Raw genomic sequence first — 19,919 nt, 5'->3', positions numbered from 1 at the left:
GACGCATTGGGCGCGATGGGCCAGTGTGCCGGCTGTTTCGCGAATGATTCCAGAGCCGTGCCGATGCGTCCAGTCGCCCTTCTCGCCGCCGCGCTCGCATGGCTCGGGCGCTACGGCACGCAAGGCTTCGCGCTGTCCATTTTCCTTGGCCTCGCGCTTCCGCAATTCTCCGCCGCGGCGCGGCCGGTGCTGCCTATCACCATCTTCTGCTTCACGACCGTCGTGTTCATGCGGGTCGATCTCGGCGTCACCGCCCGGCTGCTGCGCCGGCCGGCAAAGCTCGCGGCCTCCTGCCTGTGGCTGATCACCGGTCCGGTGCTGCTGATCGGCGGGGCGCTGCTCCTCGTCGGGCGCGAGAACCTTGATCCGGGGATCGTGCTCGGGCTCGCGATCATGGGGTCGGCGCCGCCGATCATGTCCTCGCCGGCGGTGGCGATCCTCTACGGCTTCGAGCCGTCGCTGATCATCGCCAGTGTCATCGTCACCACGATTTTGAGCCCCATCATCGCGCCGTTGCTGGTCGAGTTGCTGGCCGGCGCGGCCGTGCCGCTCGACCGCTCGGTGCTGATGCTGCGGCTGCTGATCTTCATCGGCGGCGGCATGGCGGTCGCCTTCACGCTGCGCGCCTGGCTCGGCGTCAAGCGGATCAAGGCGATGAAGGCCAATCTCGATGGCTTCGGCGTGCTGATGTACTTCATCTTCGCCATCGCCGCGATGGACGGCGTGACGCGGGCCGCACTCGACAATCCCCGGCTCGTTCTCTTCGTGCTGGCCTGCGTCTTCGCGGTTTCGGCGGCGGGGCTGATCTCGAGCTGGCTCGTGCTGCGGAGACTGCCGGCGTCGGAGCGCTTCATGATCGGCTACGGCACCGGGCAGCGGAATATGGGGTTGCTTGTCGCCGCGCTGGGCGCCGGCGTCTCGCCGGCGACCTTCCTGTTCTTCGCGCTGGCGCAGTTCCCGATCTACCTCTTGCCGTGGCTGCTGGGCGGCATCGCAGCGCGAATCCGGCGCAAGGAAGCCATGTCAACCTGCTGACGGGCGATGACGCGGTACCCTGCGAGGCTTCCCTGCCGCAGGAGAACCGCGCCATGATCACACTCTATTCCGGGCCGCTCAGCCTGTTCTCGCGCAAGGTCGAGATCGCCCTTCAGGAGAAGGGCCTCGCCTTTCAGCGCATCATGGTGCCGTTCAACCAGACGACCGGCTACGACCCCAAGCACCCCGAGGTGATCGCGCTCAACCCGAAGGGGCAGGTGCCGGTGCTGAGCGATTGCGGGCTCGTCCTCTACGACTCCACCGTCATCAACGAATATCTCGACGAGGCCTATCCCGAGCCGAAGCTGATGCCGGGCTCCCCGGTCGAGCGCGCACGCTGCCGGCTCGACGAGCTGTACGCGGACGAAATCCTGTTTCAGGCCGTGAAGCCGCTGATGCACCGGACGAGCCCGCCTTCGCCCGACCGCGACCGGCGCATCGCGCAGGAGGCCGACGCGCTGATCGCCGAGGAGGCGCTGACGCGCCACTACGAGGTGCTGGAGCAGAAGCTGGCGGGCCGTGAATTCTTCGGCGGGCGGCTCTCGCTGGCGGATATCGCTCTGTTCATGAGCGTGCTGTTTTCGCTGAGGCTCGGCGGGCCGCCGCTCGACGGCTATCCGGGGCTGGCGGAGTGGTATACGCGCTTGAAGCTGCGCCCGGCTTTCGCGCAGGTGGTGGCGGAGATGGCGGAAGCGGACCGGCGGCTGTCCTATCCTGTGGTGATGCGGCAGGGACGCAGCGCCTGAACATTCAGGCCGTCATTCTCGGGCTAGACCCGAGAAGCTCTTGCAGGAGGAGGCGCCAGAGCCTCCGCGTCATGAGATGCTTGGGTCAAGCCCGAGCATGACGAGGTTGTTTCAGCTCGGTTCGCGATTGCGGCAGGCGGCTCGGGGCGTTAAACCGCCAGCCATGACGCACCCCATCCGGATCGCCCCCTCCATCCTCTCGGCCGATTTCGCCAAGCTGGGCGAGGAGGTGCGCGCGGTCGACGCGGCCGGTGCCGACTGGATCCATTGCGACGTGATGGACGGGCATTTCGTGCCGAACATCACCTTCGGCCCCGATGTGTTGAAGGCGATCCGCCCGCACACAAGCAAGTTCTTCGACGTGCATCTGATGATCGCGCCCGTCGATCCCTATGTCGAAGCCTTCGCCAAGGCTGGCGCCGATCTGATCTCCTTCCATGTCGAGGCCGGGCCGCATCCGCACCGCACGCTGCAGGCGATCAAGGCCCAGGGTAAGCAGGCGGGCATCGTCCTCAATCCCGGCACGCCGGCGAGCGCCGCCGAGGCGCTGATCGAGGATGTCGACCTCATCCTGCTGATGACGGTCAATCCCGGCTTCGGCGGGCAGAGCTTCATCCGTTCCGTCGTCGAGAAGGTTGCACAGGTGAAGGCGCTTATCGGCGACCGCCCGATTGCGCTGGAGATCGACGGTGGCGTGACGCCGGAGACCGCGCCGCTGGTTGTGAAGGCCGGCGCGAATGCGCTGGTCGCGGGCTCCGCCGTCTTCAAGGGCGGGCCTTCGGCCTATGCCGGGAATATCGAAGCGATCCGCAAGGCGGCTGAAGCCGCGCGCGGCGACTGGGTTTGACAATATCGCAGCCCTCATCCTGAGGAGCCGCGAAGCGGCGTCTCGAAGGATGTTCCAGAATGCGCTGGACCATCGTTCGAAACGAGCGCCGTTGGAGCGCTCCTCAGGATGAGGGCTCATTGGGTGACAAGGACGAGACGATGATCCCGCGCTATTCCCGCCCCGAGATGGTCGCCATCTGGGAGCCGCAGACCCGGTTCCGTATCTGGTTCGAAATCGAGGCGCATGCCACCGACAAGCTCGCCGAACTCGGCGTGGTCCCGAAGGAGGCCGCGGCGACCATCTGGGCGAAAGCCAAGGACGCGGTCTTCGACGTCGCGCGCATCGACGAGATCGAGCGCGTCACCAAGCACGACGTCATCGCCTTCCTGACGCATCTGGCGGAGATCGTCGGGCCCGACGCCCGCTTCGTCCATCAGGGCATGACCTCGTCCGATATCCTCGACACCACGCTTTCGGTCCAGCTTGCGCGCGCCACCGATATCCTGATCGCCGATGTCGATGCGCTGCTCGCGGCCATCAGGCGCCGCGCCTTCGAGCACAAGCTCACCCCGACGATCGGCCGCTCGCACGGCATCCATGCCGAGCCTGTGACCTTCGGGCTCAAGCTTGCGCAGGCCTATGCCGAGTTCGACCGTTGCCGTGCCCGTCTCGTCGCGGCGCGCAAGGAGATCGCGACCTGCGCCATCTCGGGCGCGGTCGGCACCTTCGCCAATATCAACCCGCAGGTGGAGGAGTACGTCGCCGAGAAGATGGGCCTGACGGTCGAGCCCGTCTCAACGCAGGTGATCCCGCGTGACCGCCACGCGATGTATTTCGCGACGCTCGGCGTCGTCGCCTCCTGCATCGAGCGGCTGGCGACCGAGATCCGCCATCTTCAGCGCACCGAGGTCTACGAGGCCGAGGAATATTTCTCGCCGGGCCAGAAGGGTTCCTCGGCGATGCCGCACAAGCGCAACCCCGTGCTGACCGAGAACCTCACCGGTCTCGCCCGCCTCGTGCGCGGAATGGTCACGCCGGCGCTGGAGAACGTCGCGCTCTGGCACGAGCGCGATATCTCGCATTCCTCGGTCGAGCGCATGATCGGCCCGGATGCGACGGTGACACTCGATTTCGCGCTGGCACGGCTGACCGGCGTCGTCGACAAGCTGCTGATCTATCCGCAGAACATGCGCCGGAATCTCGACCGGCTCGGCGGGTTGCACAACTCGCAGCGCGTGCTGCTGGCGCTGACGCAGGCCGGGGCAAGCCGCGAGGATGCCTATTCCATGGTCCAACGCAACGCGATGCGCACCTGGGAGCATGGCGAGGACTTCCTGACCAATCTGCTCGCGGACAAGGACGTTGCGGAGAAGCTCTCGGCCTCCGAATTGCAGGCGATGTTCGACGAGGGCTATCACTTCAAGCATGTCGACACGATCTTCCGCCGGGTGTTCGGAGAGGTCTGACGGGCTGGACTTCGGCGCCGGCAGGGCTATCTACGACTGATGAAATCCTCCGACGTCGATATCCTCATCGTCCCCGGCTGGTCGGGCTCCGGGCCCGACCACTGGCAGAGCCGCTGGGAAACCCGGCTCAAGACAGCGCGCCGCGTGGAGCAGGACGACTGGCACAAGCCGTCTCGCCACGTCTGGGCGGAGCGGACCGTGCAGGCGGTGCGCAGCGCGACGCGGCCGGTCGTGCTCGTGGCCCATTCGGCCGGTGTGAGCGCTGTCGCACACGCGGCAGAACATCTGCATCCGGGCGAGGTGGCCGGCGCTTTCCTCGTCGCGCCGGCCTCGGAGAAGGCCAAGCGCGCGATCCCCGGCATGGGGGCCGACTTCGTGGAGCACCGCCGTGAGAGGCTGCCGTTTCCGTCGGTGCTGATCTCCAGCGCGACCGATCCCTACTGCACGCAGGACGAGGCGCGGGAACTCGCCGAGGCCTGGGGCTCGGAATTCGTCGATGCCGGTGACAGCGGCCATCTCAACAGCGAGTCCGGGCATGGGCCGTGGCCAGATGGCTTGCTGCGTTTCGCGGCATTTCTCAAAAGCTTGAGCGCTATTCCTCAGAGATTGAGTCAGTAGAGGCGCTTTCCGCCTGCGAGGCATGCATATCGTCGGCGAGAGTTTCGAGCATGGACGCCTTCTCCGATCCGCAAACCGTTGCCCGCTATGCCCAGGGGCCGCCGCGCCAAGTGCCCGGCTTCGCCGACATGCAGCGCATGGCCATGCTCCTCCTTGCCGAGCGGGCGCCTGACGCGGCGCGGGTGCTGGTGCTCGGCGCGGGCGGCGGCCTTGAAATCAAGGCATTTGCCGATGCGCAGCCCGGCTGGCGGTTCGACGGCGTCGATCCGTCCGCCGAGATGCTCGATCTCGCACGGCTGACGCTCGGCCCGCTGCTCGCCCGTACGGATCTGCATCACGGCCTGATCGACATCGCGCCAGAAGGACCGTTCGATGCGGCCGCCTGCATTCTGACCCTGCACTTCGTTGAACGTGAGGAGCGCCTGCGCACGCTGCGGCAGGTACGACGGCGGCTGAAGCCCGGCGCGCCTTTCGCGGTCGCGCATTTCAGCTTTCCGCAAGGCGAGGGCGATCGCAATCTCTGGCTGTCGCGCTACGCCGCATTCGCGGCCTCGTCGGGCATCGAGCCGGCGCAGGCGCAGAAGGCGCGATCGATGATCGGCGAGCGCCTGCCGATCCTCGCTCCCGAGGAGGATGAGCAGCTTCTGCGCGATGCCGGCTTCGGCGGCGTCAGCCTGTTCTATGCCGGCTTCGCATTCCGCGGCTGGGTGGCGTACGCTTGAGTGGTTCTGCGAGCGCCCCGTTTCGGACATGCGACCGAGACAGGACCTCAACGACCTCTCAACGAAAAACCCGCCCCGGATGCTCCGAGGCGGGCTCTTTCATGTCAGGCCTGATCAGCCGCCGAGATCAGTTCTCAACATAGGTGATCTTGCCGTCGGCACCCTTCTTCCAGGTGTAGACGGTGTAGTCCGGGCGGGTGATGTCGCCCTTCTTGTCGAAGCCGATATCGCCGATCACGGTCTTGACGGGCTGGCCGCCATGCAGCACGTCGGCGATCTTCTTCGGATCGGTCGAGTTCGCGCGCTTGGCGCCTTCGGCCATGATCTGGACGGCGGCGTAGCTGTAGAGGGTGTAGGCTTCCGGCTTGAAGTTCTTGGCCTCGAACTTCTTGACGACGGCGGCCGCCTCAGGACGCTTCTGCGGGTCCGGCGGGAAGGTCATCAGCGTGCCTTCGACGCCGGGGCCGCCGATCGTGGCGAACTCGTCGGTGGTGATGCCGTCACCTGAGACGAGCACGGTCTTCAGGCCCTGGTCGCGCATCTGGCGAACGATCAGGCCGCCTTCGGTGTGCAGGCCGCCCCAGTAGAGATAGTCGGCACCGGCGGCCTTGATCTTCGAGACGAGCGCCGAGAAGTCCTTCTCGCCGGCGTTGACGCCTTCGTAGAGCACTTCCTTCACGCCGCCGGCGTTGAGACCCTTCTTGGTCTCGTCGGCGAGGCCCTGGCCATAGGTGGTCTTGTCGTGGACGACGGCGATCTTCTTGTCCTTGAAGTTCTTCAGCAGATAGGCCGAAGCGACGCTGCCCTGCTGATCGTCACGCCCGCAGGTGCGGAAGGTGTTCCACAGACCGCGCTCGGTGATCTTCGGGTTGGTGGCCGAAGGCGAGATCATCAGGATCCCGTTCTCAGCATAGACTTCAGACGCCGGCATGGTGACGCCGGAGTTGAAGTGGCCGAGGACCCATTTCACGCCGTCGCCGACGAATTTGTTGGCGACCGAGACGCCCTGCTTCGGATCGGAGACATCGTCACCGACCGAGATGGTGATCTTCTGACCAAGGACGCCGCCAGCAGCGTTGATGTCCTCGACCGCTTGCTCGGCGCCGTTCTTGAGCTGCGCGCCGAACGCGGCGTTCGGGCCGGTGATCGGGCCGCCGACGCCGAGCTTGATCTGCGCATTGGCCACGCCGGACATGGCGAGGACCGCGCCGAGCGCAATGCCGCCCAACAGCAGTTTCTTCATGTGATGCAACTCCCCTCGATGATTGACAACGGGCTGGACGGTCCGCCCGTCTCGGTGCGCTTTTGTCACCCTAAGCTGCAGTCTTGCGCTTTTTCGGTGATCTGTCACGCACCAAGCTCGTGAGCTCTTCAGAGCAATTCAGGCCTGATTACGACCCCGGGGCGCGGCTTCCAGCCGAAGGGGCCGGCGCGCTCGAAGAGCCAGTGATATTGCCGCGTCATCTGCTTGGCGCGGTTGTAGCGCCAGCCGGCGAAGCCGAAGGCGAGCAGCACGACGCAGTCGACGATGTAGTAGTGCAGCGTCAGCAGCGTGGCCTGGAACAGCGCGAAATGAATGAAGCGCACGAACAGGCCGAGGATCAGCATGTAGACGACGAGCTGCCAGTTCGGCCGCCAGGTCAGGGCGATGGCGCGGCCGGACATCCAGGCGAGCCAGCCACCCATGATCACGGTGACCAGCAAGAAGAGCCAGACCGTCGGTTCTTCGTAGATGATGCCCTGCATCTCGTGCTCCCGGCTTCACGCGAGGGTGGAAGCGGCCAGCGTCGCCACAGCGATGGCATGGCAGGCGCGCAGCCGTCTCTCATCAAAAAGTTGCAACGGCGGAGGCGAGCTTCGGCGCAAGCTCCCGCCGCCGGCCATCAGTGACGCCCGCCTTCGAGATAGGCGGCCCGCACCTGCGGATTGGCGAGCAGTTCCTTGCCCGAGCCGCTCATCGTGATGACGCCGTTGACCATGACGTAGCCGCGATGGGCGAGCTTCAGCGCGTGGAAGGCGTTCTGCTCGACCAGGAAGACGGTGAGGCCCTGGGTCCTGTTGAGCTCGCGGATGGCCTCGAAGATCTGCTTCACGATCAGGGGGGCGAGCCCGAGCGAGGGCTCGTCGAGCAGCAGCAGCTTCGGGCGGGCCATCAGCGCGCGGGCGATCGCGACCATCTGCTGCTCGCCGCCCGAGAGCGTGCCGCCGCGCTGCTGCAGGCGCTCCTTGATACGCGGGAAGAGCACGCAGATCTTGTCGAGGTCTTCGTCGAAATGCTCGAAGTTGCGGACGGCGGCGCCCATCTGCAGGTTTTCGAACACCGTCATGCGCGGGAAGATGCGGCGGCCTTCCGGCGACTGCGCGATACCGAGGCGAGCGATCTGGTGGCTCGGCATCCGGGTGATGTCGCGGCCCTCATAGGTAACGGAGCCTTCGCGTGCCTGCGGGTTGCCGAAGATCGTCATCATCAGGGTGGATTTACCGGCGCCGTTGGCGCCGATCATGGTGACGATCTCGCCGGCATTGACGTCGATGTCGACGCCCTTCAGAGCGATGATCTTGCCGTAAAAGGTCTTGACGCCGCGGACGGCCAGAAGAGGCGAAGTTTGAGGCTGGGCCACAGTCACGAGATGCCGACCTCCGCTTCCACCACTTCGACCTCTTCGTCGTCGACGCCGAGATAGGCGGCGATGACCTTCGGGTCTGCCTGCACTTCGGCCGGCGTGCCGTCCGCGATCTTGGTGCCGTAGTCGAGCACCACGACATGGTCCGAGATTTCCATGACCACCGACATGTCGTGCTCGATCAGCAGCAGGGCGGTGCCGAGATCCTTGCGGATCGAGAGCAGCAGCGTGTTGAGATCGAGGCTTTCGCGCGGGTTGAGGCCGGCGGCGGGCTCGTCGAGGCAGAGCAGGACCGGATCGGTGCACATGGCGCGCGCGATCTCGAGCCGGCGCTGGTCGCCATAGGGCAGGTCGGCGGCCGGGTCGTCGGCGCGATGCATGAGGTTGATCTTATCGAGCCAGAACTTGGCCTTCTCGATCGCCGCTCGCTCGCTGGCCCTGTAGCCGCCCACCCCGAGCAGGCCGAGGAAGGTGAAGCCCGAGGCGATCATCAGCGGGTTGTGCTGGGCGATGAGCAGGTTCTCCAGCACCGTCATGCCGCCGAAGAGGCGGATGTTCTGGAAGGTGCGGGCGACCTTGGCCTTCCAGGAGATGCGGAAGTCGGGCATGCGCTCGAGCAGGAAGCTCGAGCCGTCGTCATGGTTCAGCGAAATCAGGCCCTGCGTCGGCTTGTAGAAGCCGGTGATGCAGTTGAACACCGTGGTCTTGCCGGCGCCGTTGGGGCCGATCAACGCGGTGATCTCGCCCTTGCGGGCCTCGAAGGAGAGGGCGTTGACGGCGGTCAGGCCGCCGAAGCGCATGGTGACCTGCTCGACTTCGAGCAGCGGGCGGCCGGAGGGTGTCGTCGAGGCCATCAGCCATGCCCCTCCTGAACGAGATCGGCCGAGATCGTCTTCTTCTCCTTCAGGAAGGCTGTCGGCTCGCGCACCGAGATCAGGCCGCGCGGCTTCCAGATCATGATCACAACCATGGCGAAGCCGAAGATCAGCATGCGGTACTTCGTCGGGTCGAAATCCTGGCCGAAGATCTGCTTCAGGAAATCGAGTTCGCGCAGCAATTCGGTGCCGCCGATCATGGCGATCGCCGCGATGGCGCAGCCCCAGAGCGAGCCCATGCCGCCGAGAACGACGATGGCCAGGATGACCGCCGATTCCATGAAGACGAAGGATTCGGGGCTGATGAAGCCCTGGCGCGCGGAGAAGAACGCCCCGGCGAAACCGCCGAACATTGCGCCCATCGAGAAGGCCGTGAGCTTGGTGTTGGTCGTGTTGATGCCGAGCGAGCGGCAGGCGATCTCGTCTTCGCGCAGTGCCTCCCAGGCCCGGCCGACCGGAAGCCGGCGCAGGCGCAGCGTGACGAAGGCCGTCAGCAAGGCCAGACACAGGATGAGGTAGTAAAGGAAGATCGTTCGGTATAGCGGCGAGAATTCGAGCCCGAACGTCGCCGCAAAGCCGTTATCGGCCGCCGTGAAGGGGATGCCGAAGAAGGTCGGGCGCGGGATGCCGGAGATGCCGGCATAGCCGTTCGAGAACTCCGTCCAGTTGACCAGCACCAGGCGGATGATCTCGCCGAAGGCCAGCGTCACGATGGCGAGGTAGTCGCCGCGCAGGCGCAGCACGGGGAAGCCGAGCAGCATGCCCCAGAAGGCGGCAAGGATGCCGGCGAGCGGCAGCAGGATCCAGAAGGACAGGCCGAAATTCTTGGCGAGCAGCGCATAGGAATAGGCGCCGACCGCGTAGAAGGCGACGTAGCCGAGATCGAGCAGCCCGGCGAGGCCGACGACGATGTTCAGCCCCCAGCCGAGCATGACGTAGATCAGGATCTGGACGCCGAAATTGTCGATCCACTTCAGCGCTCCGCCCCAGCCGGCGAGGCCGATCGCGATCGCGGGGAAGCTGACGAGGAAGCCGAGTCCGAAGAGCGAGAAGAGCCGCGAATGGCGCTGGAAGAAGGCGATGGTGCCGTGCGGCAGCAGGCGGATCTTCGCCTTCTCCTTGCGGCCGTTCTGCTGGCGCAGCGCGACGAGCAGGCGGCCGACGAAGACGATGCCGACGGCCCAGGCGACGGCATCCCATCGCGGATCGAGCACCAGGACATTGTCCATGTTCTGGCGCGTGCCCCAGGCGACGACCGGAATGCACAGGCCGAGGGTGACGAGGCCCGCGAAGCCGGCCTCCTTGAGGGCGGCCTTGAAGTCCCGGCCGGGAGCGGCCTTGGCTGTGGTCGGTTTGCTCGCCATGACGTCAGACCTTCTCGACTTCGGGGCGGCCGAGGATGCCCGAGGGCATGAAGACCAGCACGAGGGCCAGGATGCAGAAGGCAGCGACGTCCTTGTAGTCGATGGTGAAGTAGGCGGACCACATCACTTCGATCAGGCCGATCAGCAGGCCGCCGATCACCGCTCCGGGTAGCGAGCCGATGCCGCCGAGCACTGCTGCGGTGAAGGCCTTGACGCCCGGCGTAAAGCCGTCGGCGAAATTCACCACGCCGTAGAGCACGAGATACATCACGCCGGCCACCGCAGCGAGGGCCGCGCCCATCACGAAGGTGATGGAGATGGTGCGGTCGACGTCGATGCCGAGGAGGGCGGCCATCTTGCGGTCCTGCTCGCAGGCGCGCTGGGCACGGCCAAGCGGCGTCTTCTGGACGATATACCAGAAGGCAGCGAGCAACGCCGCCGTCGTCAGGATGATGACGATCTGCTTGTAGGAGATCTGCACCGTGTAAACCGCGCTGTCGATCAACGTGATCGACTTGTTCAGGATCGGCGGGATCGACTTGTTGCGCGGGCCCTGCACGACCTGCACGAAGTTCACCAGGAAGATCGACATGCCAATCGCGGAGATCAGCGGCGCGAGGCGGAAGGAGCCGCGCAAGGGCCGGTAGGCGACCCGTTCGATCGTCCAGTTCCAGAGCGAGGTGAAGAACATCGCCAGCGCCAGGACAATGACGAGCGCCAGCAGGATCATCCCCGCGCTCGTGCCGAGGACCGCCGTGACCAGCATGAAGAAGATCAGGGCGATGAAGGCGGAGAGCATGAAGATATCGCCGTGGGCGAAATTCACCATGCCGATGATGCCGAACACCATCGTGTATCCGATGGCGATGAGACCGTAGATCGATCCCAGTGTCAGCCCGTTGATGAGCTGCTGCAGAAAGACTTCCATTGACGACGCCGACCCCTCGAACCAGCTCCCGTTCTTGTCATCAGCATGACGCTGACGCATGCGGGATGCGATTTCCATGCAGAGCTACCAATGGCTTGCGCCACCGACAATCGCTCCGCGTCAAATTTCTGTCAAAAGCAATTACGAACGAAACGCCTCGAAATTGTGCAGAATACTCTGCGCCGTAGCGCGCTTTCGGCGCATGATGATTGCGCCATGCGCGCGCGCCATCTGTGCCGAACGGCTTCGGCGAGCGGCTGCGAACGACAAGGGCGGTTCGAAACGGGAACTTTTCAGGGGCGTGCGCCCGGAGCCCCGGTTGACGAATGGCCGGCGGTTTTTCCGTCCCAGGGCAGTCATCGATGGGGATGATCGCTCCGGGGTTCGCCATGTCAGAACCGCGCGGGGCTGAAGGGGGAAAGATCGATTGGCGGCTGGCGCCCGGCGACAAGTGCGGCGACGAGATCGGCGGTCGCGTGGGATTGCGTCATGCCGTAATGGCCATGGCCGAAGGCATAGATCACGTGCGGATTTCGCCTTGCGGTGCCGATCACCGGCAGCGAATCGGGCAGGGAGGGGCGAAAGCCCATCCAGAGTCTGCCGCTGTCGAAAGCAGGTAGGCCGTCGATCAGGCGGCTGGCCTTATCGTAGAGGCGGCGGGTGCGGGCATGGTTGGGCGGGGCATCGAGGCCGCCGAACTCGACCGCGCCGCCGATTCGCAGACCCGAGTCGAGCGGCGTCGTGACGAAGCCGTGGCCCTCGAAGCCGACCGGGCGCGTCAAGAGCCCGGTGACATCGGGAAAGCTGACATTGTAGCCGCGCTCGGTGTCGAGCGGCACGGCATCGCCCAATGCCGACGCCAGCGGCCCGGCCCAGGCGCCGGCGGCGATGACTGCGCGGTCCACGACGCGCTGCCAGCCATCGGGACCAATCAGGGCGGGGCGCTCGCCGAGGGAGATATTGCTGACGCTGGCCTTCTCGAAAACGGCGCCGCGCTCCAGCGCGGCCTCGAACAAGGCGAGCGTCAGCTGATGAGGGTCGCTGATATGGGCGGCGTCGGGGTGGAAAGCCGCGCCGACAAAGCCCGGCTTAAGTGCGGGCTCGAGCTGACGCAGTTCGGAAGGCGCGATCATCTCGACCTTGATGTCGAAGGCCGCCTGGCGTTCCGCCACCTTGCGCGCTGCGGCCATCGCTCCGGCATCGTCGAAAACGTATAGGCCGCCCCTTTGGTGGATATGGCGCGTCAGGTTGGTGCGCGAGGCGCGCGCAAGCCAGGCCGGCAGGGCGAGCTTCTGCAAGGCGGCGATCCCCATGATCGAGCGCTCATAGGCTTGCGGCCGCGAGGCCAGCAGGAAACGCAGCAACCAGGGCAGGACCTTCGGCAGATAAGCCGGGCGGATGCTGAGCGGGCCAAGTGGATCGGCCAGGAATTTCGGTACCTGCCGCAGCATCTTGGGGCTGGCGATCGGCAGAATGTCGGTATGGGCGATCCAGCCGGCATTGCCGCGCGAGGGGCCGAAGGCCGGCTCATGGCGTTCGACGATCAGGACCTCATGCCCCTCATCGAGGAGCGCATGGGCGATCGCGACGCCGACGACCCCTGCGCCGACGACTGCGACCTTCATGACAGGGCAAGCTCCTTGAGAGCCGCAGGCTGCTTGACCTCGATCTCGATGAAGGCGATCGGATGACCGGAGCCGTTCATCACGTCATGGCGGATTCCTGCCGGACGCATATAGGCCTGCCCCTGCGCCAGCGGCGTCTCGACGACCTCATTGCCGTTATGGATGTGCAGGGTGCCGGCGATGAGCATCACCACGAAATAGGGCCAGCCATGCTCATGCCAGCCCGTCACGGCGCCCGGTTCGAAATCCCAGCGGGTGATCCGGACCGTCTCGTCATCCCGCTGGACGGTCGGCACGGCGGGAATCGAACAGGCGAACGCCATCCGGTAACTCCTTGTCGGCTCGCCGCATGAGCGGCTGGTGCAGCGCTCCGGTCTATCCGACGTTTGACGGGCCGCTGCCGGCCGATAGCGGCGATCTTGGCCGAGCTTGATATATCTGAATTGATATATCAAGCTGCCGAGCGAGATCAAGATGCCGGGGCATCGCTCGGGGAAGCCATGAAGCAAAAGGGGCGCGTCGATCCTGAGCGCGACGGCCCGCATGTGGCCGGAGCCGGTGAGAGCCTGGCCGAGGTCGCTTACCGGCGCTTGGAGGAGGCAATCGTCACGCTCTCCCTGCGTCCCGGTGCGGTGCTGACGGAAGCGCAATTGATCGATCTCGTCGGGCTAGGGCGGACGCCGGTTCGCGAGGCCTTGATCCGGCTGGCGCAGCATGGGTTGGTCCAGATCCTGCCGCGCAAGGGCATCCTTGTCGCCGATATCAGCGCCATCGATATCATCGCGGCGCTCGATGCGCGCGAGGTTCTGGAGCGCCTCGTGGTCGGCGAAGCGGCGAAGCGTGCAGGGCCTGTCGAACGGATCGCGATTGTCGAAGCTGCGAAGGCGATGCGCCGGGCCGCCGAGACCGGAGATGTCGCGGGCTATATGCGGCTCGACAAGGAGCTGGACGGGCTGGTCGCCCAGGCGGCGCGCAGCCCGTATGCGACCCGCGCGGTCGAGCCCCTGCAGGCACTGATCCGGCGCGCCTGGTATCATTTCGAGCGGCAGGACGATCTCGTGCCGGCAGCCCTGCACCATGGCAGTCTCGCCCAGGCCATCGCCGGCGCGGATTCGCTTGCCGCCACGGCGGCGAGCGACGCGCTGATGTCGCATCTTCGCAAAGGGTTGCTGGCGACGCTGGACCGTTGATGCCGTCGCGCACCCCATCTGATATATCTGATGGAATTATGCGTTCCGCCGCTACCCCGTTGGCGGCTGGTGCTGGCGGCTCCGAAGCTCTACATGGTCAGGTATCCCCTGATCCGGAACAGTGAGCCGGCGCCCTAGTCCATGACGAAAACCGTTCACCCGCTACCGCCCGCCCTGGAGCGCCCGGATGCCGCGGCGTTCCGCGATGCGATGGCGCAGGTCGTCAGTGCGGTGCATGTCGTGACGACCGAGGGGCCGGGCGGCCGGGTGGGGCTGACGGCGACGGCGGTCGCCTCTGTTTCCGATTCGCCGCCGACGGTGCTGGCCTGCCTCGCGCGCGAGAGCCGCACCTTGGCGGCGATCGAGGCAAGCGGCGCCTTCTGCATCAACACCTTGCCGGCCCATCTCGCCGAGCTGGCCGAGATCTTCGCGAGCCGCCGCGGCATCGATGGCGATGCGCGCTTCATGACGGCGCGCTGGGGCACGCTCGCGACCGGTGCGCCGGTCCTGCTCGACGCGATTTCCGCCTTCGACTGCCGGTTGGTTGCGACTCACGATATCGCCAGCCATCGCATCCTGATCGGCGAGGTCGCCGGCCTCGGTGGCGCGGGGCAGGGTGCGAGCCTGATCTATCGCCAGCGGCTTTTCGGCTCCGTCTGAACTTCCAGCGAGCACCTGTCTGCGTGGCCTCTTGTGCAGACGAGCGCTTTGCGACCATGGATAGGGACTGGACAGCCTTCGAACCGCGCCGGCCGCAATCGTCCGAGCCGCGGCCCACAGCTCGGGAGACGCGCCATGGCGATGACGATGAACGGCGAGGCGACGCTGCCCGCCGCAAAGGACGTGGTTTGGGCCAAGCTGAACGATGCTGATGTGTTGAAGGCCTGCATTCCGGGCTGTGAACAGCTCAACAAGGACGACGATACGCATTTCTCTGCGGTGGTGAAGGTCAAGCTCGGGCCGGTGAAGGCGACCTTCAAGGGCAAGGTCGAGCTCAACGACCTCGATCCGCCGAACGGCTATCGCATCGCCGGCGAAGGCGAGGGCGGCATCGCCGGTTTCGCGAAGGGTGGGGCCCGAGTTCATCTGAGCGACGCCGAAGGCGGCCAGACGCTGCTGCGCTACGAGGTCGAGGCCCAGGTCGGCGGCAAGCTGATGCAGCTTGGCTCGCGGCTGATCGACTCGGTTTCGAAGAAGCTCGCCGACGAGTTCTTCGCCAACTTCGCCAAGGCGGTCAGCGAAGGCTGAGCCTCAGGAGGCCTTGCGCAGAGCGTCCAGCGCTTGGGAGACCGCGGTCTCGGCTGCGCCGACTTGAAGGGCGACGTCGGCGGCGGCCGCGTTTGCCCGCTCCAGAGCGCCCTGTGTCATGTCGAGGCTGTCATTGACGGCGTTGGCGCTCTCGATCGCGACATCCGAGCTGCCGGCGACCAGCGAGGCGTCGTGAGCGATCATCGCCGTGACCCGGCTCTGCTGGGAGACGGCTTCCGAAATTGCCTCGGAATCCTGCCTGATCGCGTCGACCGTGGCGGCGATGGCTGCAGCATGCGTGCTGCAGGATTCGGCACTGGCGGTCAGCTCGGCGATCTGGCCGGCAATGTCCTGCGTGGCGTTCGCGGTCTGCGTCGCCAATGACTTCACCTCGGATGCGACCACCGAGAAGCCACGCCCGGACTCGCCGGCGCGTGCGGCCTCGATCGTGGCGTTGAGGGCGAGCAGATTGGTTTGCGCGGCGATGTCGGCGATCATGCCGACGACCTTGCCGATATTGCCCGTCACCTCGCGCAGGCGGGCGATCGCCTCATTCATCTGCCCGGCATCGAGCACGGCCTGATGCGTGATCGACAAGCTCTGCCGGGCGCGCTGGCCGATATCGGCGATGTTGGCCGACATCTCCTCGGTGGCGGCTGCCGTCTGGATCGACTTTTCCCGCACGACCACAGATGCGCTCGCGACCTTGCCGACCGTATCCTTGATGAAGGCCGTGGCGCGGCCGGTTTCGGCGGCGGTGGCGACAAATTGCTCGACCGCGTCGTTGATGGTGTTGTCGAGGTTCCCGATCCGGTGCCGCAGGGTCGCGGCGGTCTGGTCGATGGCGGAGGCCCGCCTCCGCGCATCGGCCTCCTCGTACTCGCGATTCATCGTCATCGCGGTGTTGACGTCGTAGGTCAGGATCCGTTCGATCACGAAAAGATCCTCGGCGAATTGCCGCGGGGTGAACAGTGCGCGGCGGCGGTTCTCGACGCAGAGCTCGCGCATCAACGAGAACGCGATCGAAGAGCGAGCCCTGGCGCGTACGCGGGCTTCTCTCTCGATCAGGCAGAGCCGCTCGGCCGAAGCGACATAATTCTCGTCGAAGTCGCCATCGAACAACAGGCGAAAATGCGCTGCGGAAGCCGGGTAGAGTGTCTGGGATACAGCAGCTACGCTGTTGCGAAGCTCGTTATGGATGGAGAAGGCACGCTCGAAATCGGCTGCGATCAGCTGCTCGATCGCGCCATCGACCAAGGGGCGGTAGAGGCGCAGGCGGGCGCGCTGCTTCTCACCGTAGCCGATCGCATGCAGCCGGCGTTGAATCTGTTCCATCAACACGGCCACGCGACGACCCTCGTTCGCGGCCGGAATGGCGGCCACGAGCGCCGACGTTGCGGCAATAACCTTAAAAAAGCACCAATGCCGCAAAGGTGGTCGCAATTGCCGGTCCGTGTCGCAGCAAGGAGAAAACCGTCCGAATTCGGCGCAAAACGCATAGCACACCGAAAGCGCCCGCCGCTTGACCCGGCAAAATCGCGGGTCCACATTCGTTTTTGAGCTGTTCCAAGGAAAAGCTGCCCGATGGGGCGAAGCTGCCGGAAGCGCTCAGCCTGACCCAGACCCAGGGAGGGGGTGGGCGGGCATCAGAGACGGGTCACAGGAGATGTGCTCATGACCACTGTTTCGCTGACGGTGAACGGCAAAGCCGTCACCGCCAATGTCGACCCGCGCACCCTGCTGGTGGAACTGCTTCGCGAAAACCTAAGACTGACCGGCACCCATGTCGGTTGCGACACCAGCCAGTGCGGCGCCTGCGTCGTGCATCTCGACGGCAAGGCCGTCAAATCCTGCACCACGCTCGCCGTCTCGGTCGAAGGCGCGAACGTGACCACCATCGAGGGGCTGGCCGACGGCGCCACCCTGCACCCGATGCAGGAGGCCTTTCGTGAGCATCACGGCCTGCAATGCGGCTTCTGTACGCCGGGCATGATCATGGCTGCCGTCGACATGGTGAACCGCCGCGGCCACGAGCTCGACGAGAAGACGATCCGCGAAGATCTCGAAGGCAACATCTGCCGCTGCACGGGCTACCACAACATCGTCAAGGCGATCGCCGCCGGTGCGGAGGCTATGGGCAAGGGCGCGGCGCCGGTGCGCCGGGCCGCCGAGTGAGGCACCCGCCCGTGCCCCAAGGCGCGGGTTTTTCGTCCTTCATGCGTTCCATGCAGTGAGGCGTCCGCCAGAGGCGCCGTGCGAGGAGGGAACACCATGTCCGTTACCGGAATCGGCGCCGCAGTCCGTCGCAAGGAAGATCATCGTTTCATCACCGGCCAGGGCCGCTATACCGACGACGTCAATCGTCCGGGGCAAGCCCACGCCTATTTCCTGCGCTCGCCCCATGCGCATGCCAAGATCGGGTCGATCGACACCAAGGCCGCCGCGGCGATGCCGGGCGTGCTCGGCATCTTCACCGGCGCCGATCTCGCCGCCGACAAAGTCGGCGGGCTGATCTGCGGCTGGATGATCCACAACAAGGACGGCTCGCCGATGCGCGCCGGCCCGCATCCGGCGCTCGCCCAGGGCAAGGTGCGCTATGTCGGCGACCATGTCGCCGTGGTGGTGGCCGAAACGCTGGCGCAGGCGAAGGACGCCGCCGAGGCGATTGTCGTCGACTATCAGGAACTGCCTGCGGTGGTCGACACCGCCAAGGCCGCGGGCGCCAAGACCGCGATCCATGACGAGGCGCCGGACAACACGGTGTTCAACTGGCATCTCGGCGACAAGGACGCGACCGAGAAGGCCTTCAAGGCGGCCAAGCACGTCACCAAGCTCGATCTCGTCAACAATCGGCTCGTGCCCAACGCGATGGAGCCGCGCGCGGCGGTCGGCGACTACGACGCCGGCGACGGCGTCTTTACGCTCTTTACGACGAGCCAGAATCCGCATGTGGCGCGGCTCGTGCTCTCGGCCTTCATCGGTATCGCACCGGAGAACAAACTGCGCGTGATCGCGCCGGATGTCGGCGGCGGCTTCGGCTCGAAGATCTTCATCTATGCCGAGGAGACAGTCTGCGTCTGGGCGGCGAAGAAGGTCGGGCGGCCGGTGAAATGGACGGCGGATCGCACTGAAGCTTTCCTCTCCGACGCGCATGGCCGCGACCATGTCACCCATGCGGAGCTGGCAACCGATGGCGAGGGCAAGATCCTCGGTATGAAGGTCCACACCACGGCCAATCTCGGCGCCTATCTCTCGACCTTCTCGTCGTCGGTGCCGACCTATCTCTACGCGCCGCTGCTGTCGGGGCAGTACGACATCCCGGCGATCTATTGCGAGGTCGACGCGGTCTACACCAACACCGCCCCCGTGGACGCCTATCGCGGCGCCGGGCGGCCGGAGGCGACCTTCGTGGTCGAGCGCCTGATCGAGATCACGGCGCGCCAGCTCGGCAAGGACCCGGCGAAGTTCCGGATGCTGAACTACATCAAGAAGTTCCCGCACCAGACGCCGGTCATCATGATGTACGACACCGGCAATTACGGCGCCTCGCTGAAGAAGGCGCTGGAGATGATCGACTACAAGGGGCTGGGCAAGCGCAAGCGCGACTCCGCCCGCACCGGCAAGCTCCGCGGCATCGGCTTCTCCTCCTATATCGAGGCCTGCGGCATCGCCCCTTCGGCGGCGGTGGGGTCGCTCGGCGCGGGCGTCGGCCTGTGGGAATCGGCCGAAGTCCGGGTCAATCCGGTCGGGACGGTCGAAGTGCTGACAGGCTCGCACAGCCATGGCCAGGGCCATGAGACCACCTTCGCGCAGCTCGTCAGCGACCGGCTCGGCATCCCCATCGACAATGTCTCGATCATCCATGGCGATACGGACAAGGTGCAGATGGGGATGGGCACCTATGGCTCGCGCTCCGGCGCGGTCGGCATGTCCGCGATCTTCAAGGCGCTCGACAAGGTCATCGCCAAGGGCAAGAAGGTCGCCGCCCATGTGCTGGAGGCCGACGAGGCCGATATCGACTTCGCCGACGGGCATTTCGCGGTGAAGGGCACCGACCGGAAGCTCGATTTCGGCTCCTGCGCGCTGCAGGCCTATGTTGCGCACAAGTTCAACGGGCAGGAGCTGGAGCCGGGGCTGAAGGAGGGGGCGTTCTACGACCCGACGAATTTTACCTTCCCGGCCGGCGTTCATATCTGCGAGGTCGAGATCGACCCGGAAACGGGCATCACCAGGATCGATCGCTGGGCGGCCGTCGACGATTTCGGCAACGTCATCAACCCGATGATCGTCGAGGGGCAGGTCCATGGCGGCATCGCCCAGGGTGTCGGCCAGGCGCTGCTCGAAGGTGCCCGCTACAATGGCGACGGCCAGCTCGTGACCGCGAGCTTCATGGATTACTGCATGCCGCGCGCCGACGACCTGCCGTCCTTCGATGTCGGCATGACGGTGACGCCGTGCCCGTCGAACCCGCTCGGCATCAAGGGCTGCGGGGAGGCCGGAGCCATCGCATCACCGCCCGCCGTCATCAACGCCATCACCGACGCGCTCGGCCATGAGGACATCGCGATGCCCGCCACGCCCCAGGCGGTGTGGCGTGCGGCGCAGAAGTCGATCAGCCGCATGGCGGCCGAGTGAGCTGAAAGGAAGAG

The 19,919-nt window shown here is 65.6% G+C and carries 20 protein-coding genes; 11 read left to right on the top strand and 9 right to left on the bottom strand.

The window, feature by feature from the left end:
* The first annotated feature begins 63 nt into the window (after positions 1-63).
* The 6 genes from AC1DE3_RS00805 to AC1DE3_RS00780 all read left to right on the top strand — a co-directional run bounded on the left by AC1DE3_RS00805 (position 64) and on the right by AC1DE3_RS00780 (position 5,416).
* Complete coding sequence (locus tag AC1DE3_RS00805) at positions 64-1,035, top strand: hypothetical protein (protein ID WP_441512994.1); 972 nt, start codon at positions 64-66, stop codon at positions 1,033-1,035.
* Positions 1,036-1,088: 53 nt separating this feature from the next.
* A complete protein-coding gene (locus tag AC1DE3_RS00800; protein ID WP_476779224.1) occupies positions 1,089-1,781 on the top strand; it encodes a glutathione S-transferase family protein in 693 nt (230 codons plus the stop codon).
* A gap of 163 nt (positions 1,782-1,944) precedes the next feature.
* Positions 1,945-2,628 (top strand): ribulose-phosphate 3-epimerase, encoded by a 684-nt coding sequence (rpe, locus tag AC1DE3_RS00795; protein ID WP_476779225.1) that lies wholly within the window; start codon positions 1,945-1,947, stop codon positions 2,626-2,628.
* A gap of 140 nt (positions 2,629-2,768) precedes the next feature.
* Positions 2,769-4,076, top strand: a complete 1,308-nt coding sequence (gene purB, locus AC1DE3_RS00790; RefSeq protein ID WP_476779359.1) for an adenylosuccinate lyase — start codon at positions 2,769-2,771, stop codon at positions 4,074-4,076.
* A 39-nt stretch (positions 4,077-4,115) separates the two neighbouring features.
* Positions 4,116-4,694 carry an RBBP9/YdeN family alpha/beta hydrolase gene (locus AC1DE3_RS00785; RefSeq protein ID WP_476779226.1) on the top strand — a complete coding sequence of 193 codons (579 nt, stop codon included), beginning with the start codon at positions 4,116-4,118 and terminating at the stop codon, positions 4,692-4,694.
* A gap of 50 nt (positions 4,695-4,744) precedes the next feature.
* Positions 4,745-5,416, top strand: a complete 672-nt coding sequence (locus tag AC1DE3_RS00780; RefSeq protein WP_476779227.1) for a class I SAM-dependent methyltransferase — start codon at positions 4,745-4,747, stop codon at positions 5,414-5,416.
* 127 nt (positions 5,417-5,543) lie between these two features.
* Here AC1DE3_RS00780 and AC1DE3_RS00775 read toward each other — a convergent pair whose 3' ends face one another.
* From AC1DE3_RS00775 to AC1DE3_RS00740, 8 genes are all read right to left on the bottom strand, one after another.
* Positions 5,544-6,659 carry a branched-chain amino acid ABC transporter substrate-binding protein gene (locus AC1DE3_RS00775; RefSeq protein WP_441512989.1) on the bottom strand — a complete coding sequence of 372 codons (1,116 nt, stop codon included), beginning with the start codon at positions 6,657-6,659 and terminating at the stop codon, positions 5,544-5,546.
* 128 nt (positions 6,660-6,787) lie between these two features.
* Positions 6,788-7,162 (bottom strand): DUF6867 family protein, encoded by a 375-nt coding sequence (locus tag AC1DE3_RS00770; RefSeq protein WP_441512988.1) that lies wholly within the window; start codon positions 7,160-7,162, stop codon positions 6,788-6,790.
* Positions 7,163-7,299: 137 nt separating this feature from the next.
* Positions 7,300-8,043 carry an ABC transporter ATP-binding protein gene (locus AC1DE3_RS00765; RefSeq protein ID WP_441512987.1) on the bottom strand — a complete coding sequence of 248 codons (744 nt, stop codon included), beginning with the start codon at positions 8,041-8,043 and terminating at the stop codon, positions 7,300-7,302.
* Positions 8,040-8,894: an ABC transporter ATP-binding protein gene (locus AC1DE3_RS00760; RefSeq protein WP_476779228.1), complete on the bottom strand. Its 855-nt coding sequence runs from the start codon at positions 8,892-8,894 to the stop codon at positions 8,040-8,042. The genes AC1DE3_RS00765 and AC1DE3_RS00760 overlap by 4 nt, the downstream gene beginning before the upstream one ends.
* Positions 8,894-10,279, bottom strand: coding sequence for a high-affinity branched-chain amino acid ABC transporter permease LivM (gene livM / locus AC1DE3_RS00755; RefSeq protein ID WP_476779229.1), 1,386 nt, complete (start codon positions 10,277-10,279; stop codon positions 8,894-8,896). The genes AC1DE3_RS00760 and livM overlap by 1 nt, the downstream gene beginning before the upstream one ends.
* 4 nt (positions 10,280-10,283) lie before the next feature.
* The gene (locus AC1DE3_RS00750) at positions 10,284-11,207 is read right to left on the bottom strand and encodes a branched-chain amino acid ABC transporter permease (RefSeq protein ID WP_441471658.1); all 924 of its coding nucleotides are present in this window, start codon (positions 11,205-11,207) and stop codon (positions 10,284-10,286) included.
* A 392-nt stretch (positions 11,208-11,599) separates the two neighbouring features.
* Positions 11,600-12,832 carry an NAD(P)/FAD-dependent oxidoreductase gene (locus AC1DE3_RS00745; RefSeq protein WP_476779230.1) on the bottom strand — a complete coding sequence of 411 codons (1,233 nt, stop codon included), beginning with the start codon at positions 12,830-12,832 and terminating at the stop codon, positions 11,600-11,602.
* The gene (locus AC1DE3_RS00740; protein WP_476779231.1) at positions 12,829-13,155 is read right to left on the bottom strand and encodes a cupin domain-containing protein; all 327 of its coding nucleotides are present in this window, start codon (positions 13,153-13,155) and stop codon (positions 12,829-12,831) included. Before AC1DE3_RS00740 ends, AC1DE3_RS00745 begins: the two co-directional genes overlap by 4 nt.
* Positions 13,156-13,332: 177 nt before the next feature.
* On the opposite strand from AC1DE3_RS00740, the gene AC1DE3_RS00735 reads away from it, so the two are divergent.
* The 3 genes from AC1DE3_RS00735 (at position 13,333) to AC1DE3_RS00725 (ending at position 15,270) form a co-directional block, all read left to right on the top strand.
* On the top strand, positions 13,333-14,022 hold the full coding sequence (locus tag AC1DE3_RS00735; RefSeq protein ID WP_476779232.1) for a GntR family transcriptional regulator: 690 nt from the start codon (positions 13,333-13,335) through the stop codon (positions 14,020-14,022).
* 141 nt (positions 14,023-14,163) lie between these two features.
* Positions 14,164-14,682: a flavin reductase family protein gene (locus AC1DE3_RS00730; protein ID WP_441512981.1), complete on the top strand. Its 519-nt coding sequence runs from the start codon at positions 14,164-14,166 to the stop codon at positions 14,680-14,682.
* Between the two features lie 135 nt (positions 14,683-14,817).
* Positions 14,818-15,270 (top strand): SRPBCC family protein, encoded by a 453-nt coding sequence (locus tag AC1DE3_RS00725; RefSeq protein ID WP_441512980.1) that lies wholly within the window; start codon positions 14,818-14,820, stop codon positions 15,268-15,270.
* 3 nt (positions 15,271-15,273) lie between these two features.
* On the opposite strand, the gene AC1DE3_RS00720 is transcribed toward AC1DE3_RS00725, so the two are convergent.
* A complete protein-coding gene (locus tag AC1DE3_RS00720) occupies positions 15,274-16,605 on the bottom strand; it encodes a methyl-accepting chemotaxis protein (protein ID WP_476779233.1) in 1,332 nt (443 codons plus the stop codon).
* A gap of 339 nt (positions 16,606-16,944) precedes the next feature.
* Here AC1DE3_RS00720 and AC1DE3_RS00715 point away from each other — a divergent pair, with 339 nt between their 5' ends.
* The gene (locus tag AC1DE3_RS00715) at positions 16,945-17,445 is read left to right on the top strand and encodes a (2Fe-2S)-binding protein (protein ID WP_441512978.1); all 501 of its coding nucleotides are present in this window, start codon (positions 16,945-16,947) and stop codon (positions 17,443-17,445) included.
* Positions 17,446-17,541: 96 nt separating this feature from the next.
* A complete protein-coding gene (locus tag AC1DE3_RS00710) occupies positions 17,542-19,905 on the top strand; it encodes a xanthine dehydrogenase family protein molybdopterin-binding subunit (RefSeq protein WP_476779234.1) in 2,364 nt (787 codons plus the stop codon).
* The last annotated feature ends 14 nt before the right edge of the window (positions 19,906-19,919 follow it).

The organism is Allobosea sp. 10L417 (genome assembly GCF_056395485.1).
The sequence above is the reverse complement of the archived record's forward strand: the minus strand, read 5'-3'. Positions and strand labels throughout refer to the sequence as shown.